General features: G+C 45.7%; 8 protein-coding genes and 9 pseudogenes. 12 read left to right on the top strand and 5 right to left on the bottom strand.

Annotated features, from left to right (window positions below; genetic code table 11):
• Positions 1-153 precede the first annotated feature (153 nt).
• Both ACQZQY_RS00640 and ACQZQY_RS00635 read left to right on the top strand, forming a co-directional pair.
• The gene (locus tag ACQZQY_RS00640) at positions 154-651 is read left to right on the top strand and encodes a helix-turn-helix domain-containing protein (protein WP_159282841.1); all 498 of its coding nucleotides are present in this window, start codon (positions 154-156) and stop codon (positions 649-651) included.
• A gap of 96 nt (positions 652-747) precedes the next feature.
• A complete protein-coding gene (locus ACQZQY_RS00635) occupies positions 748-1845 on the top strand; it encodes a pectate lyase family protein (RefSeq protein ID WP_431295616.1) in 1098 nt (365 codons plus the stop codon).
• A gap of 46 nt (positions 1846-1891) precedes the next feature.
• On the opposite strand, the gene ACQZQY_RS00630 is transcribed toward ACQZQY_RS00635, so the two are convergent.
• Positions 1892-3343: an amidohydrolase family protein gene (locus ACQZQY_RS00630; protein WP_431295615.1), complete on the bottom strand. Its 1452-nt coding sequence runs from the start codon at positions 3341-3343 to the stop codon at positions 1892-1894.
• Between the two features lie 377 nt (positions 3344-3720).
• Between ACQZQY_RS00630 and ACQZQY_RS00625 the strand changes: the two are divergent.
• The 5 pseudogenes from ACQZQY_RS00625 to ACQZQY_RS00605 form a co-directional block, all read left to right on the top strand.
• Positions 3721-3987: pseudogene (locus ACQZQY_RS00625) on the top strand (family 1 glycosylhydrolase).
• Positions 3988-4873: 886 nt separating this feature from the next.
• Positions 4874-5237, top strand: a pseudogene (locus tag ACQZQY_RS00620) (transposase); the annotation flags it as partial.
• Positions 5230-6165: pseudogene (locus tag ACQZQY_RS00615) on the top strand (IS110 family transposase); the annotation flags it as partial. The pseudogenes ACQZQY_RS00620 and ACQZQY_RS00615, both read left to right, overlap by 8 nt.
• Before the next feature lie 305 nt (positions 6166-6470).
• A pseudogene (locus ACQZQY_RS00610) lies at positions 6471-7528 on the top strand (IS110 family transposase).
• A 7-nt stretch (positions 7529-7535) separates the two neighbouring features.
• Positions 7536-7751: pseudogene (locus ACQZQY_RS00605) on the top strand (IS3 family transposase); the annotation flags it as partial.
• Here the strand turns inward: ACQZQY_RS00605 and ACQZQY_RS00600 are convergent.
• Positions 7744-7875 carry a hypothetical protein gene (locus ACQZQY_RS00600; RefSeq protein WP_431295614.1) on the bottom strand — a complete coding sequence of 44 codons (132 nt, stop codon included), beginning with the start codon at positions 7873-7875 and terminating at the stop codon, positions 7744-7746. The pseudogene ACQZQY_RS00605 and the gene ACQZQY_RS00600 overlap by 8 nt on opposite strands.
• Positions 7876-8108: 233 nt before the next feature.
• Between ACQZQY_RS00600 and ACQZQY_RS00595 the strand changes: the two genes are divergently transcribed.
• On the top strand, positions 8109-8693 hold the full coding sequence (locus ACQZQY_RS00595; RefSeq protein ID WP_431295613.1) for a DUF308 domain-containing protein: 585 nt from the start codon (positions 8109-8111) through the stop codon (positions 8691-8693).
• Between the two features lie 62 nt (positions 8694-8755).
• Positions 8756-9058, top strand: a complete 303-nt coding sequence (gene hdeB / locus ACQZQY_RS00590) for an acid-activated periplasmic chaperone HdeB (RefSeq protein ID WP_431295612.1) — start codon at positions 8756-8758, stop codon at positions 9056-9058.
• Between the two features lie 176 nt (positions 9059-9234).
• On the opposite strand, the pseudogene ACQZQY_RS00585 reads toward hdeB, so the two are convergent.
• Positions 9235-10242, bottom strand: a pseudogene (locus ACQZQY_RS00585) (IS256 family transposase); the annotation flags it as partial.
• Positions 10243-10301: 59 nt separating this feature from the next.
• Positions 10302-11654 (bottom strand): annotated as a pseudogene (locus tag ACQZQY_RS00580) (IS3 family transposase); the annotation flags it as partial.
• An 88-nt stretch (positions 11655-11742) separates the two neighbouring features.
• Between ACQZQY_RS00580 and ACQZQY_RS00575 the strand changes: the two are divergent.
• Together ACQZQY_RS00575 and ACQZQY_RS00570 are read left to right on the top strand one after the other, a co-directional pair.
• Positions 11743-12054 (top strand): annotated as a pseudogene (locus ACQZQY_RS00575) (integrase core domain-containing protein); the annotation flags it as partial.
• Between the two features lie 43 nt (positions 12055-12097).
• Positions 12098-13121, top strand: a pseudogene (locus tag ACQZQY_RS00570) (IS3 family transposase); the annotation flags it as partial.
• A gap of 962 nt (positions 13122-14083) precedes the next feature.
• Here ACQZQY_RS00570 and ACQZQY_RS00565 read toward each other — a convergent pair.
• A complete protein-coding gene (locus ACQZQY_RS00565; RefSeq protein WP_431295611.1) occupies positions 14084-14392 on the bottom strand; it encodes a hypothetical protein in 309 nt (102 codons plus the stop codon).
• Positions 14393-14825: 433 nt separating this feature from the next.
• Here ACQZQY_RS00565 and ACQZQY_RS00560 point away from each other — a divergent pair, with 433 nt between their 5' ends.
• Complete coding sequence (locus ACQZQY_RS00560; protein WP_431295610.1) at positions 14826-15419, top strand: tyrosine-type DNA invertase; 594 nt, start codon at positions 14826-14828, stop codon at positions 15417-15419.
• Positions 15420-15730: the final 311 nt, after the last annotated feature.

Here is a 15730-nt window from a genome sequence, read left to right as displayed (position 1 = left end):
AGTCAACGTATGTGAATAGTTTTAATGGTTCAGAAAAGGGTCGGTGCATTAGAGGTGTCATAAATTTGTAGTTTCTCTAAAATTTATAAAAGTAAACCACAGTATTTAATGACGTAAGAATACATAAAAGGACAGTTCAGAAAAGGAAGTTATATGGATTTATCAAACTCCGTAATTTCTGACGATTATTTTTTCATCCTTGGCCTGAGTGCGCTTTTGTCACGCGAGCTGATTGATGAAAATTATTTTATCGTGGATGTGGAGACGACGAATCATTTGCAGGCTAGTCGCTGCTTATTCCAGGGCAGAAATGTTTTTGCATTTATTTCCAATGATCTTGATTACTACATGCACTGCCATCTGGAGAATGTGACCTTTATTGACCGGCAAGCGCCGGAAAAAGAAGTCCTGTTCTGTCTGCTGGTAGATAATGCGCGTTTTAATTACCGGGTCAGGCATCCTTTATCCTGCCGAGAAAAGGAAGTTTTATTCTGCATGAAGGACGGGCTGAGTACCCATGCGATAGGCGAAAGGCTGAGCATGAATATGAAAACATTTTATGCGCACCGCGCCCGCCTGATCACTAAATTACAGGTCGGAAACCGTATTGCGTTATACAAAAATATTGCCAGGCACAGAGCAATAGCCTGACGCCATTTTCGATTCGAAAGACTCATGAATGAAATGCGTCAGGATGAAAAGCAGTGGTCACCCTCATTTTTATTTCCATAAAAAGGAGTTGTCTCGATGAAATCAATACATCATATTCCACCGCATGAACCTTGGTTTGACACCCCTTCTGGATGGGCCTCTGAAACGGGCGGTACCACCGGCGGGGGCGAAAGGCCCGTCCTCAATTATTACGTGACGAATATAGAAGAACTCCGGGAGGCCCTCAACGAGTCCGGCGACCACCATAAATGTATCTGGGTTGGCGGTGTGATTGATGCCAGCGGCGGTTCGCCTTACCTCAACCGGCAGGATCAGTCGCGGCGGGGACGGATATTCATCAGTAGCAATACCACGCTGATGGGCATTGATCAGAATGCGAAGTTTATCGAAAGCGCGCTGATCGTTCAGGATGTCCACAATGTCATTATTCACAACCTTTTTATCGAAAATCCGGTGGATGTCGATCCGCAGTTTGAAGAAGGTGACGGCTGGAACGCCGAATGGGACGGGCTGAGCATTATCCGCGCCCATCATGTCTGGGTCAGTAATGTGGCCTTCAGTGACGGGCGTTTCACCATGGACATGTACAAAATTGTCGATGGCTGGAAATACGTGCAGCATGATGGCGCGTTAGACATCAAGCGGGCGTCGGATTTCATCACGGTTTCTCGTTGCTTCTTTACACTGCATGATAAAACGATTCTGATTGGCCACAGCGACGGTAATGACGCGGAAGACAGCGGCAAATTGCGTGTCACCTTCCATGACAATGTCTTTCATCGCATCGTGCAGCGTACCCCGCGCGTGCGATTTGGCGACATTCATCTTTATAACAACCTGTTCGACAATGATGTCGCGGATCCGATTTACAAATACCAGTACAGCTTTGGCATCGGCAAAGACTCCCGCACGCTGTCAGAGCTGAATGTGTTTAATGTGAAAGGGCTGACCGACCACTGCAAATTATATAAAGGCTTTGGCGGTGAATATCTGCATGACGCGGAGTCAGTGTTCAACTGTATCCGGGAGGATTTTAACGGCTGTGGTTTCAACCATACGTCCGTACTGCGTCCGCCGTACCGTTATTTCCCGCAACGGGAACTGACGGAAGAAGTACAAAACGACATCCGGGAGGCAGCCGGTAACGTGCATAATTACCGTATCTGGGTGTGATTACCCGCCGTGGTGCCCCGTACCGCAAGGCATCACGGCGATGTTTTTACAGCGTATTTTTGAGGATCTCACCGTCTTTGACGATCACGTGAAATGCCTCTTCCGGCTGTGCAATCAGATCAATATCCGTCAGCGGATCGCCTGCCACCACAATCATATCGGCATACGCCCCGGCTTCTATCACGCCAATTTTCCCCGGATAAGGATTGCGCTGGCCGGACATGGCGCATAATTCCGCATTCACACTGGTGGCCATTTTCAGAATTTCCGGCGGCGTATACCAGCGTTTGAGTTTGGCTAATTGCGCGCCCTGACGGGTGGCGAGCCGGGCATCAAACAACGTGTCCGTGCCCCAGGCGGTGTTGATCTGATATTTTTTTGCCAACTGATAGGCCGTGTCAGTGCCCGCCGACATCACCCGTTGCTTGGCGCGTGACGCCGGAGTGGCCATCGGCACGGCATCTTCATCGTTCAGGAAAGGTTGCAGACACCACCAGATGTGCTGTTTCGCCATCTCCTGCACAGTTTCCTCATCCACCAGCTGACCGTGTTCAATACACTTCACGCCGCCTTTTATCGCCATTGTCACCGCACGCGCGGTATATGCATGCACCGTGACGTATGTTCCCCAGTTTTCAGCCGCGGTGACGGCGGCCTGAATCTCCGCCACCGATCCTTCTGTGACATCAATGCCGTCATACAGCGAGGCCACGCCGCCGCCCGCCATAAATTTCACCTGCGATGCGCCGCGCATCAGCTGTTCCCGTGCGCGCAGCAGCACCTGATCGGCACCGTCGGCAATCGCCGTAATGCCCACCCGTTCGATATAACTCAGGCTGTCTCCCGGCGCACGCGGCACTTCATGCAGCAGGCGAAAATCGCCGTGCCCGCCGGTTTGCGAGATAAAGGCGCCGGAAGGATAGATGCGCGGTCCGGCGGTGATGCGTTCGTCAATCGCCCGTTTCAGGCCAAAAACCGGCCCGCCCATATCCCGCACGGTGGTAAAGCCGCGCAGCACCGTCGCCTTTGCCTCTGCAATCGCCAGCGCCTGTATATAACTGAAGTCAGCGGTCATAGCCGTCATCATCGACGGTCGGGCCATAATGGCATGCCAGTGGGCGTCAATCAGCCCCGGCATCAGCACGCCGCCCGCCCCATCTATGACGTCTATTCCGGCGGGCAAAGGTGTCCCTTCCGGCTCAATGGCTTTGATTTTATTACCTTCGACAATGACCTGTAGTCCCTCGCGCAGGGCGTCAGACACCCCGTCAAAAATACGCACGTTGGTAAAGGCTTTCAGCGGCGCAGACGGGGTTGGGTTTTCGGTGTGTGGGGAGCTAGCGTCGGACAGAGCAGCAGAAACCGTCGCCGTCGTGATCGGCGGGGCTTTTGCCGCTTCCTCTGTCATCACCGTATTGATACGTCTAAATGCAGGGCTGTGACACAGACAGGCTTCGGAATATTCATAAAGAGGGTGAATCAATGATATTTGTGGCATAACGCAACACTCCTCATCGGGTGCATGGATGACATCAACGTATTGTATTTAGGCGTAAAGTTAAGAATTAAATATAGCTGACAATTTTATGAGTTCTATTATCAGTTTATTAAATTAATAAGTTAATAGATTTTTGCGAGAAGAGTGGTGATGAAAGAGAAATTTCCGCAAGGTTTTATGTGGGGCGGTGCGGCGACGGAGAATTAGGGTGGAGGCACTTACTATCAGGACGGTAAAGGCTTGTGGTTGGTGGATTCCATTCCCGGCGGTATGGCGGGCTTAAGGACTGTGTCCTCACCGGATTTCGATTTCATCCTGGATTGCGAAAATTACACCTATCCTAACCACAAGGGCACTATCACCATTTTCAGGAAGATATCGACCTGTTTGCAGAGATAGGTTTCAAATGTTACCGCTTTTCTATCACCTGGACGCGCATCTTCCCAAACGGTATTGAGCAGTAATCGAACGAAACGGGGCTGAAACATAATGACGCGGTGATCGACACCTCTATTGCCCATGGCATTGAGCCGGAGATCACGATTTCCCGCTATGAAATGCCGCTGCATCTGGCGAAAGAGTATGGTGGCTGGAAAACCGCGAGCCGATCGGCCAAGTCGAACGCTTTGCCCGCGCGGTGCTGATCCGCTTTGGTTACAACGTGAAATACTGGATGACCTGTAGCGAGATCAACGGCGCGGCGCATTTCCCAATCATGAGTCAGGGACTGACGGTGTAAATCGGCACACTGGAGGTGCAGGCCGAAAATCAAGCACCGCATAACACGCTTGTCGCCAACAATTAGGTGGTGAACCAGCTCGAAACCTGAAAGAAACGCGGGCGTTTAACTTCTACTATGCCGAACTGGTATTCAGCCGGACTGACCGGGCATGATTACACTCCATACGGTGGATTACATCGGTTTCTGTTATTAAATGTCATCGACCTTCAATAAAAATCAATCCGGATGCGTCTCCACGCAGGGTATTCTGCTGGGCGGCGTACGCAATCCTTTCATTGTGGACAGCGAATGGGGCTGAGAAAATGATTCGATGGGGCTGTTTCAGGACATCGCCGACGCCATCCACCCGCCGGGTGATGTGAAACTTGAAGTCGGCCTGAAAATGATTGTCAGAAACTCATAAGGTATTTGTCATCGATATCTCATTTTCAATTCTTTTATGTGTACATAATTTTATGTTTGTTTACCACAGAATTCCTAAAAAACCTCAAGCTTTTACAGACTTTTGGATTTCAAATAAAACTGTCAATTGTTACAGGGAGAGGTTTTTGATTGGAGTTTTAAAGTACTTTTCTGTTGCTCCGCATCGCCATTATGGCTTCCTTTATGTCCGGATAAAACAAAAAGAACCCATCAGTCTGCACTGATACGGCTTGGATGTGTCATTCATGGCTAGATTGAAGTTCCGCTTTTCTCTGGCCGGGATGTCGGGGGAACATACCAGATGCGGCAAGTATCAAGTTAATCTGAAGTGGTTTACTGAATTTAGCCACATGAACAGAGGTGATATGCTCATCTCAGAACAACACAGGTGCACCAATGAAAAGAAAAATTTTAGTCCTGAATTCAGACGTGAATCAGCCCAGTTGATTGTCGATCAAGTTACACAGCCGTTCATGCAGCGAAGGCAATGGACGTAGGCCTTTCTACGATGAATAAATGGATAAAATAGCTGCGTGATTAACGGCTAGGCAAAACGCCAAATGCCTCTCCTATTACACCGGAAAAAATCGATATACGTGAGCTAAAGAAAAAGCCACAACGTATTGAAATGGTGAACGAAATACTAATAATGGCTACCGTGCTCTTGATGTCAGACCCACTGAACAGTTCTCGTTAATCGGGAAACTCAGGGCGCGCTATCCAGTGGCTGGCATTGGTGACTTCATTTGGAGCGTTAAAGAGAATTGGCGTTGAGTGCACAGGCACCTATGGCTCAGGATTGCTTCGCTATTTCCAGAATGCGGGGTTAGAAGTTCTTGAGGTGGCTGCGCCAGATCGGATGGAACGACGCAAAAGGGGTAAAAGTGACACAATTGATGCTGGATGTGCCGCTCATGCAGCATTCTCCGGTATAAGGACAGTTAGTCCCAAAACGTGAGACGGCAAGATTGGATCTCTGCGGAATTTAAAAACTTGGCGAAAAACAGCGATATCAGCCCGCAGAGTCGCTCTCCAGATTATCCATTCCAATATTATCTCTGCTCCGAATGAATCACATGAACAGCTCAGAAATATGACGCGCAAGCAGCTCATCAGGACTCTGGGATCCTGTAAGCCTGATACCAGTAAATACCACAATGTTATAAACGTTTATCGCATTGCATTAAAGTCCCTTGCCCGGTGCTATCCCGAGTTACATAACGAAGTTGCTGATCTGGACGTCATGATTGCGGCAATTGTCGATGAGCTGGCACCTGAACTCATTAAATGTAATGCTATTGGATACGAAAGCGCTTCGCAGTTGCTAATCACTGCAGGAGGCAGCCTCCAACGATTAAGGTTAGAATCAGGTTTTGCGGCAATGTGTAGTGTCAGCCCTGTTCCTGTCTATTTTGGAGAAACAAACCGTTACTGACTTAACCGGGGCGGATATCGAGCCGCGAATAGTGCACTTCAGATCATAGCCATCGGACGTTTACGAACTGACGCTAAAACGAAGGAATATGTCGTCGGGCGAGTATCAGAGGGGCATACAAAAATGGAAGCAGTACGCTGCCTGAAGCGATGTATCTCACGCGAAGTTTATACATTACTGCGAAATCAAAACAGGCTGATAAACAGTCCCCCGTTAACGGCTTGGCTAGGGCAGTCATTATACAAGCAGGCAGTTCCGGCAGTTACTGTGGCGGTACCGTGGCAAACAGAGTATGAGTCGACGTGGAAACTGCTGGAATACTCAGTCTACTATACTCCTGAATACCGGATCGGACTGACCCGTGCTGGGATTGGCTGAACTGCCTTTGTGTTGACCTGTCGTCCGGTTCAGGTATTTCCCGTGCATAGCCGGGCCCAGAGTTTGTGACCTGATAGGAGCTTTGTGCTGCAACTTGAATGTTCTGTCCTGCAATGGGGATGGCTATTCCATATTGACAGGGGTAAGCCATGAAAAATCATCATTCATTCAATGACTCTTTAATTTTAGGTGTCGATACGCATCTGGATATTCACGTTGGTGCGATTCTCAGCTACGAAGGTAAGTTGCTCGGAACGAAAGTAGGTAGGATATGAAGAATTGTTCGACTGGGTACTCACTTTTGGCTCGATGGAACATGCAGGGATAGAGGGAACCGGAACTTACGGCGCAGGCCTGACGCGATTTCTCATTAAAAAAGGGCACGATGTTCTTGAAATCAATCGTCCTGATTGTTCTAAACGCCGCCTTGAAGGAGAATCTGATCCACTTGATGCGGAGAATGCCGCCAGAACGGTCCTTTCCGGGAATGCCAAAGCCGTTCCCAAATTGCAATTCGGTGCCTGCGAGGCATTGCTAATCATCAACGTTGCCCGCCCGAGTGCCGTAAAGGCGAAAACTCAGGCAATCAATCAGCTCCGTGCGCTATTAGTCAGCGCCCTCCAGGATATTCGCGACATGCTGTGGAAATCAAAACCGCACGAATGCGTTACTGCGTGTATGGTTTTTTGAATCTGCTGAGAAATCACCATTACTCCTGGCACTTTATTGCACACTTCGAAGCCTGGCTAAACGTTGGCTGGCCCTCGCGGAAGAACTCACGCAACTGGATGAGCTACTGGATAATTTAACCCAAGAATATGCCGGAGGCATACGGAGACAGTTTGGTGTAGGTCCTCAAACCGCAGCCATCTTGCTGGCAGTCGCGGGTGCTAATCCTGAAAGATAAAAAATGAAGCTGCACTTACGTCATTTTGTGGTGTAAATCCGTTGCCGGCATCCTCAGGTAAAACCACCAGTCATCGCCTGAATCGCGGTGGTTCACGGGAGGCGAATAATGCGCTGTGGACAATCGCCCTGGTACGCATGCGCAGCGATCCGCGAACAAAAGTCTATGTGCAACGTCGAACAGGAGAAGGACTGTCGGCAAAAGAAATTTTTACGTTGCCTTAAACGCTACATCGTACGAGAGCTTTATCCGCTTATTTTAACTGATTTGGGGCGAGCCCAACTGCTGCCGTTGACATAGGAGCGTCAATAGCCCAATGGAACGCTTCTTCCAGAGTCTAAAGCACGAATGGGTGCCAGCGACGGGTTAGGTAAGCTTCAGCGATACTGCCCATGAAATAACAGCTTATATCGTTGGGTATTACAGCGCGCTCAGGCTGCACGAATATAACGGCGGGTCACCATCCAACGCATCGAAAAAACGATACTGGAAAAACTCTAAAGTAGTGGTCAATTTTAGTTGACCACTACAGTAGTAACCTGCGGGGTTAAATCAGAAGTATAAGAGGTCTCAGTTGCAGCCGTTGCCAGCCCCGGAGCCATTATTGCAATTGCAGCAAAAATTGTTGCGATTGTAAAACGTTTCATAATTTCTTTTCCTTTGATTAAAATATTAAATAAAACCGTGAGGATATTAATCCGCAACAGAACGCTCGCACATAAGAGCAAGGAATTAGACTTTAACGAATAGGATGACAGACGTAAGAAAGCGATGATAAACATCGTCATGATGTCCGATATACAAAATCAATAATAAAAAATATCCTTTCCATTATAATTAACTCGGAATCTACTCCAATACATTCATCTAAGGTGGGATAATGTTACTCATTGATAGAAAAATCCTCAGCAGTCTTAACCAGCGAGTTTTGGTAAAATATAAAAGAAGCGCATTCAGTTTTGCACTAATTCTTTCGCTGTGTGGGGTTTTATGTTTGATTTTTCCGGTTTATGCCGGGGTGGTCTTAAGCTATTTAACTGGTTTTCTGTTGACTCTTTGCGGTTTTTATTCACTAACCTGTGCATTTACTTTTAGAAAGAATGGTAAGGTCGCGATATTTTCATTAATTATCTTCTCGATTATCTACATTATTATGGGAGTCAGTGTATTGCTCAGCCCAATGCTAGGAATAAACATTCTCTCAATGATCATCTGTTTTTTGTTTCTTCTTGCTGGCTTCAGTCGTATTTCAGCGGCATTTAGAAACCCCAGTATGATTGGGCGCTACTGGTGTATGTTCATCGGGATTCTTGACCTAATTATTGCGTTAATTTGGATTAGCGCAAATGAAGATACAACCTACTATCTGGTCTCGATCTTTATTGGTTTGGAAATGATATCCAGCGCATACATTTATTTTACGCTGAGTAATTACTTTGAAGGTATTATGAAGAAAAACATCTAACGATAATCAATAACGCTGAGTTACTCATTACTGCTTATCAAGATATAATAGGGAAAAAAATCATGAAAAATTCAATTAAATCACTGCTCTCCATCGCAGCTCTTTGTGCATTCGTAAATATTGCCAGTGCAAAGACGCTAAATGAGAACATCCCTGAAAATATGACCTGTAAAGAGTTCGTGGATACGAACCCAAAGGCGTTGACGCCGGTTGCATTCTGGATGATAAACAAAAATACAGATTTTAAAGGTGGAGATTATGTGGACTGGCATGAAGTTGATACCACATCGGTGCCGCTACTGATTAAAATTTGCAAAGAAAACCCGCAAAGCAAACTTGATAAATGGATAAGCGAAATTAAATGATTCTTAATTAGAATCAATATTTCGAGAGGATGTCAGAGCTTATCAGAGAGTAGCATCAAAATACTTGTCTCTTTAAGTCTATCCAAATGGAATTTTATTCCAGATAATGATGCTGTATGTACAATGCAGCATCGCGAGTAAGACCCTGTAAATAATTCTGTGTAACTTCCACCGAATTAAAGGTGATCGCTCAGGCGGTCACCTAACTCGATAATAAAATGACTCATAGCCAGCCGCCAATTTTGGATCTGCATACTCCATTTTTTTAACGCATCGTTGATCGCCAGATAAATAACTTTTTGCACCGAGTAGTCTGTCGGGAATACCTTTCTCTTTTTGATAGCTGCACGGATGACGCTGTTCAGCGATTTGATTGCATTCATGGTGTAGATTGCCTTGCGGATATCTGGCGGATAGCCGAAGAGCGTATTGAGATTTTCCCAGAGCGCCCGCAAGCTTTTGCTGATTTGCGGATATTTATCGTCACAGGCACCCGCGTACATATCCAGCGCCATCAGAGCGGGTTCCTCTCTCGGAGCCTAATACACCGTTTTCAGCCCGCCAATCCTTCCACGACACGTATTTCAGGCTGTTGCGCACCATATGGATGATGCACAACTGGATGTGCGTCTGAGGATAAGCGCTATTTATCGCATCCGGGAAAACCTTCATCCCGTCCACGTAGGCAACCAGGATATCTTGAAGATCCCGATTTTAAGCTCTGTCATCACACTGAGCCAGAACTTTGCCCCTTCGTTTTGTGCCAGCTACATGCCCAACAATTCATTCTGGCCTTCAGTATTATTGCTCAGCGCGAGGAATACTGCTTTGATAACCACGCTGACGCCGTGACGAACTTTTACCACGATACAGTCAGGATAAACAATGAGAAACAGTGCATTCAGAGATCGACTCTGCCACCTGTTCTTAAACCGCATCGGTGGCTTTAGATATCAGCGTGGGAGACACGTCCGCATAAAACATTTCTTGAACGTGGCGACGATTACACGGGTCGTCATACCTTTGGCGTACAGGGACAAAATCTGGCTGTCCATCTACGTGACGCACGTCTGATTTATCTTTAGCAGCTGAAGCTTGAAGGTAATTTCTCAATCACGCGGCGTATTCAGCTCGATCTCACCGTCATCGCACAGCACTGTTTTGGACGAGTAGCCATCACGTGTTAGTACCGATGTAAAAATGATCCACACGGGGTGCGGATGTTTTCTTGGACTGGTTTATATTAAAATCCCAATTGTTGCCGGTATTTTACAGGACTCATTCCACCAAATGATATTTTGAGCCTATGCTCATTATGCCAACCGATATAAGTCCCTACGTTTTGCATAAATCCTTCCAGCGTGACGCCTGTCCAGTCACGACAGTAGTACATTTCATTTTTCAGGCGGCCGAAGAAGCCTTCGCAAGCCGCATTATCCGGTGAACATCCCTTACGTGACATTGAGCGGGTCAAACCTGCTGCCCGGACACGTTCCACCCAACCGAGCCACCGATAATGACCACCTCTGTCACTGTGTATAATCGGCCAGTTATTACCGGTGAGTGTATCAATAGCTTCATCGAGCATAGTATTGACCAGCTGTGCATTAGGGTGTGTACCGATTGACCAGCTCACGACTTTGATGTTAAAGCAGTCAAGGACCGGTGACAGATAGACTTTCCCCGCAGGAAGCTGGAATCTAGCAATATCCGCCAACCACTTTTCGTCCGGAGAACCTGCATTAAAATCCCGAGCCAGTAGATTTACATGCGCGGCATTGATTTCTTCGCAGTAGGAACTGTACCTGAGTCGCCGGGAACGGCTGACAACAAGCTGTTCTTCCACCATCAGTCTGCGGACCACTTTCTCTGAGATAACCCTGTTATTCTGGCGAAGCATCCAATGGATTCGACGGTAACCATAGCAGTGGTAATTATCATTGAAGATTTCTGCCATGATGACCCGAACATCGGCGTTTTTATCGCTCATGTGCATAGCTTACCGATGGTAAAAGTAACAGCTGCGGGCGAGCTTCAGAACGCCGAGTAATACCACCAACGGATATATTTCTCTTAGAACATCAACAACCTGTGTCTTCTCCTTGTTTCTGAGGGCCACGCTATTGCTACCCTGTTCATTTTTTACCAATTCATTCGCCTTTGTCATGATGTCACGCTCAAGCTGTAACTGATGCACCTGTATTTCTAGCTAAGAAATTTTGTCGAGCAATGCATTTTCTTTCTCTTCGGAAGGAACCTCGTGACGTTTACGCATAGCTTGATAAGTCTCATCGCCGATCAGGTCATTCTTCCATTTGTACAATATCGGACGGCTTAGGCCTATCTTTTGTGCAACCTCCCGAGCGGAGCCACCTCGGGTACAGAGATCACTGACCGCCTGATATTGCACGTCAGGTTCAAAAGGGGCAATGTCGCTTTTGCTCGTTATCATGTTGCGTGTACCAGGGTGCAGCTCATAAATCCAGGCTGCGAGCGTCTCGGGCCTGGGAAATCCCAGTGCCTTCACGGTGGCAGCAACACATTGACCATGGCTTAGGTAATGCTCGACAGCCGACATCTTCTGTTGGGATGAATACCCAGTCTCAAGGGAACATAGCCAACAGGCAGGTCATCGGATTGGATGTATTCCCGATACCTGTTTTTGAGAGCACTCTTCGTCGGTTAACGGGCCAGAACTGGTCTCACTGGCACTGGCGCAATGGGCCAAAGAATATGGTGTGTTGCTGGAATTTATCAAGCCGGAAAAGCCGACGGAGAATGCGTTTATTGAGCGTTTTAACCGGACATACCGGACAGAGATACTGGATTTTTATCTGTTCAGAACCCTGAATGAAACGCGGGAAATTACTGAGCGCTGGCTGACTGAATATAACAACGAGCGGCCTCATGAATCCATGAACAACCTGACGCCAGAAGAGTACCGACTGATGGCCGAAAATGATCTCCTCCCTGAAAACAGTGCCAGCCTAAAATAAAGTATCCGGTCTTTCTTTCATCTCACTGAGAGGCATATCAACCATGAAAAAGACCCGTTATACCGAAGAACAGATAGCATTCGCCCTTAAACAGGCCGAAACAGGCACTCGGGTGGAGGAAGTGTGCAGAAAGATGGGTATTTCTGAAGCCACTTTTTATAACTGGAAGAAAAAATTTGGCGGTATGGGCGTAACAGAACTGCGCCGTTTGCGGCAGCTTGAGGACGAAAACCAACGGCTTAAGCGTCTGGTGGCGGACCTCAGTCTGGATAAGGAAATGCTCCAGGATGTCATTCGAAAAAAGTTCTGAGGCCCATTCAGAAGCGTGAAGCGGTAACTTACCTGCTGGACGCCTATCGTATCGGGCTGCGTCGTGGTTGCCGTTTAATGATGCAGAGTCGCACGGTATACCTCTATCGCAGTTGTCGTGATGACAGGGCCCTGACTCACCGGATAAGAGAAATTGCGGAGACACGGATCCGCTATGGTTGCCCGCGCATTCATATTCTTTTGCGCAGGGAAGGCTGGTTAGTCAACCACAAGAAAACCCACCGAATTTACTGTCAGGAAGGACTGAATCTGCGAGCTAAACGCCCACTCAGGCATGTTACGGCCAGGCACCGACACGCCCGTCCAGAAGTGACCGCATTAGATCAGTGCTGGAGCATGGATTTTGTTGCTGATAATCTGTTCAACGGGCGTCGGATACGTGCCCTAACTGTAGTGGATAATTTTAGTCGTGAATGCCTGGCGATCGAAGTTGGTCAGGGGCTGCGCGGAGAGGATGTGGTGGCTGTTATGGAGCGCCTGAAACAAATGCAGCACCGTATACCACACCGGTTGCAGACGGATAACGGCAGCCAATTAATCTCGAAAGCGCTGGATCGCTGGGCGTATTAAAACCGGGTAACGATGGACTTCTCACGCACCGGGAAGCCCACAGATAACGCTCAGATTGAGTCATTTGCGGCAGCCAGAGCGATGAATGTCTGAACTTGCATTGGTTCCGGTCACTGAAAGATGCTCTGGAGAAGGTCGGGCACTGGCGGCATGAATATAACCAGTACCTGAGCTTCATCCATAAGTTAGTAATGACTTTGCTAATTTAACGTTGTCATCTGTTACAGAAGAAATACTCAAATCATAAGTTCCAGAATATCATTTATTCTTATGCCGAATAATGTAATTCAGACGTTTTATCTCCATTTCAAGATCTATTATTGCGTCAAGTGCAACATCTATCACTGAAGTGATTTTTTTTCCTTTATAAAGATCGCTCGATGATAGTCTCCCGTGGGAGGCTTCAAGAAGGATCGTATATGCGCATTTATCTGCCATTCGCTTTTCCCATCCATCCTTAATAGCTATTTTTATGTTAATCGATAATCAGATCATAGTTAATATGAGTAGTATTAAATCAGTGCCTGAATTTTCATCTAAGAAATAAAGAAATGCCTCCCGAAGCAGCCCGTAGGACTGTAGTCCTATAGTATATTTGGCCCTGCAGAGTTAGTGCATTATCACTCAGCTGTAATGAGAGCCAGGCAAGCTGTCTTTAACCATAGAGCGCTAATCCTGACCCAAATCGACATCATTTGGCAGCGGTCGACGGCGGGACACTGTCAGACAACAGCGATCCATCGTTGGTGTATACCCTGTATTTCAGCATAGGGCGTTCTCTCCGGTCAACTGAACTGAAAAAAAATAGCGATTGTCGCCCGTCCAAGAGAAATATTCGCTTCCACCCTTTTCTTAGTTCAAGAGAATGCTTACGTATTTGCCCCGGAAATTTGGCTGTACAAATTTTTTCTACATTCTTGCAGCTAGGGAACTTAACCGAAAATGTGATAATAGCAAGGCCGAAATAGCGCCAGATATCGCAAAATGTTAACACCGCGACAAATAGAATCTGAACGAAGATATGGAAAATTCTACAGTTAATGTATAAAAACCGACAGAACGCAGATGAGCCAAAGTAGCAACAAAGCCCTGCGTACACTACGACTGATTTTGAGGATAGCATCTAATTCTATTTATAAATCATTGCTGAAATCTTTTTTTCATTACTAGCTTTAGAATTTAAATTATATATCACGACAAAATATCGATTGTTATGTTGATTTGTGTAATCGATGAGCTTCTGCATTGCAGAGATACCAGTAAAACGTACGGTTTCAACGAATTTAAGCCCTTTGACTTCGAAAGTGCTTATTTCTATTGGTATGCCAATGTAGGGGGGGGGGTAGATAACTTCGTTATTCAGTAAGTTACATCCCGAAGTTTCCATACAAAATAAAGCTATAATGAAAATTTTCCAAAACTGAATTTTACGTTCCATTTTTATTACATTCTATTTTTAAAATAAAAATGATTATCAACACGTCATAATTCAAATGTCCAGAATATTCATTAAATGAGTGCTACTTACTTGCAATGTTAAGAAATTACACTAAGAATTTTCTTGGTTTATGTAAAGTGAATAGAATTATAACTTTTCATGTTTGAAATTGACTTTTAAATTTTACCATTGTTAGTGGATTTATATGCTTAATATATACTTCATCTGATTTTACTTCTATGTTCTATGTAAGTCTTAATGAACTTTTAAGATTTAATCTCATTGACTGATGCTTGAATTAATTGTAAGTAGAGTGATTCTTGAATTATGTTTGGCTTAAAATTAGAACGACCTAATTCATTGAAGCTAGAGGGACTTATGTCATTAACGAAGTAATTCATACTATCAGATCTGTCTAAATTGAGGGTTTACTATGTCTATAAAAAGGAAATATCTAAGCCTATTAGAAATTCAAAGCATATTAGAGGCAACCAAACAGTGCAGACACCCAGAACGTAACTACTGCATGATCTACATGAGCTTTGTCCATGGACTTCGTGTTAGTGAAATGAGAAATCTACGCTTGTCAGATCTGGGATTGAAAGATGGATATTTACATATCCATCGTCTTAAACATGGATTTAGCACAACACATCCATTACTGTCAGACGAAATAACACTCATAGAGAGATGGCTAAATGTACGCAGCCTGATGGCATATTCAGACAGAGATTGGCTATTCATTTCGAGAAGCGGTGGACCTTTGAGTAGGCAAAGGATCTACCAATTAATTCGTGAGTTGGGCGAAAAAGGCGGCGTCTCAGTAGTTTGTCATCCTCATATGTTGCGACATGCATGTGGGTATGCTCTGGCAGATAGGGGAGTTGATACAAGACTTATACAGGATTATCTAGGTCACCGTAACATCCGACATACAGTTGGGTATACAGCAAGTAATGCAGGGAGATTTGAGGGAATATGGCAATCAAAGTTGAAGTTTAAAGAGTTACAGTTAGGACCAAACTGACCATAATCATAATTACAACTCATTTCACTTTCCATCTAACTCATCTCCTTCCTGCCATATATATTTTTACTAATTGATATTTAGGAATATTTTTCATCCACACCTTTAGGATTCTTCCCTTTTTTGGGTTAACTTCACACCCCTCCCAATTTTTGTTCATATCTCCGCGATGTATTATTGCATATGCATGCAGGTTTTTATTCTTAATATTCACTTATAATCCAACGTTACAGCAAATTATTCCAAACTAATCCATTGTAACAGATTAATTCACTTATGTAGTCAAAATGGTCCTAAGTGTTAATGCATGT

The sequence above is a fragment of the Rahnella sp. PAMC25559 genome (assembly GCF_050632365.1).
Lineage (GTDB): Bacteria > Pseudomonadota > Gammaproteobacteria > Enterobacterales > Enterobacteriaceae > Rahnella > Rahnella rivi.
This window is presented reverse-complemented; position numbering and strand designations above follow the sequence as displayed.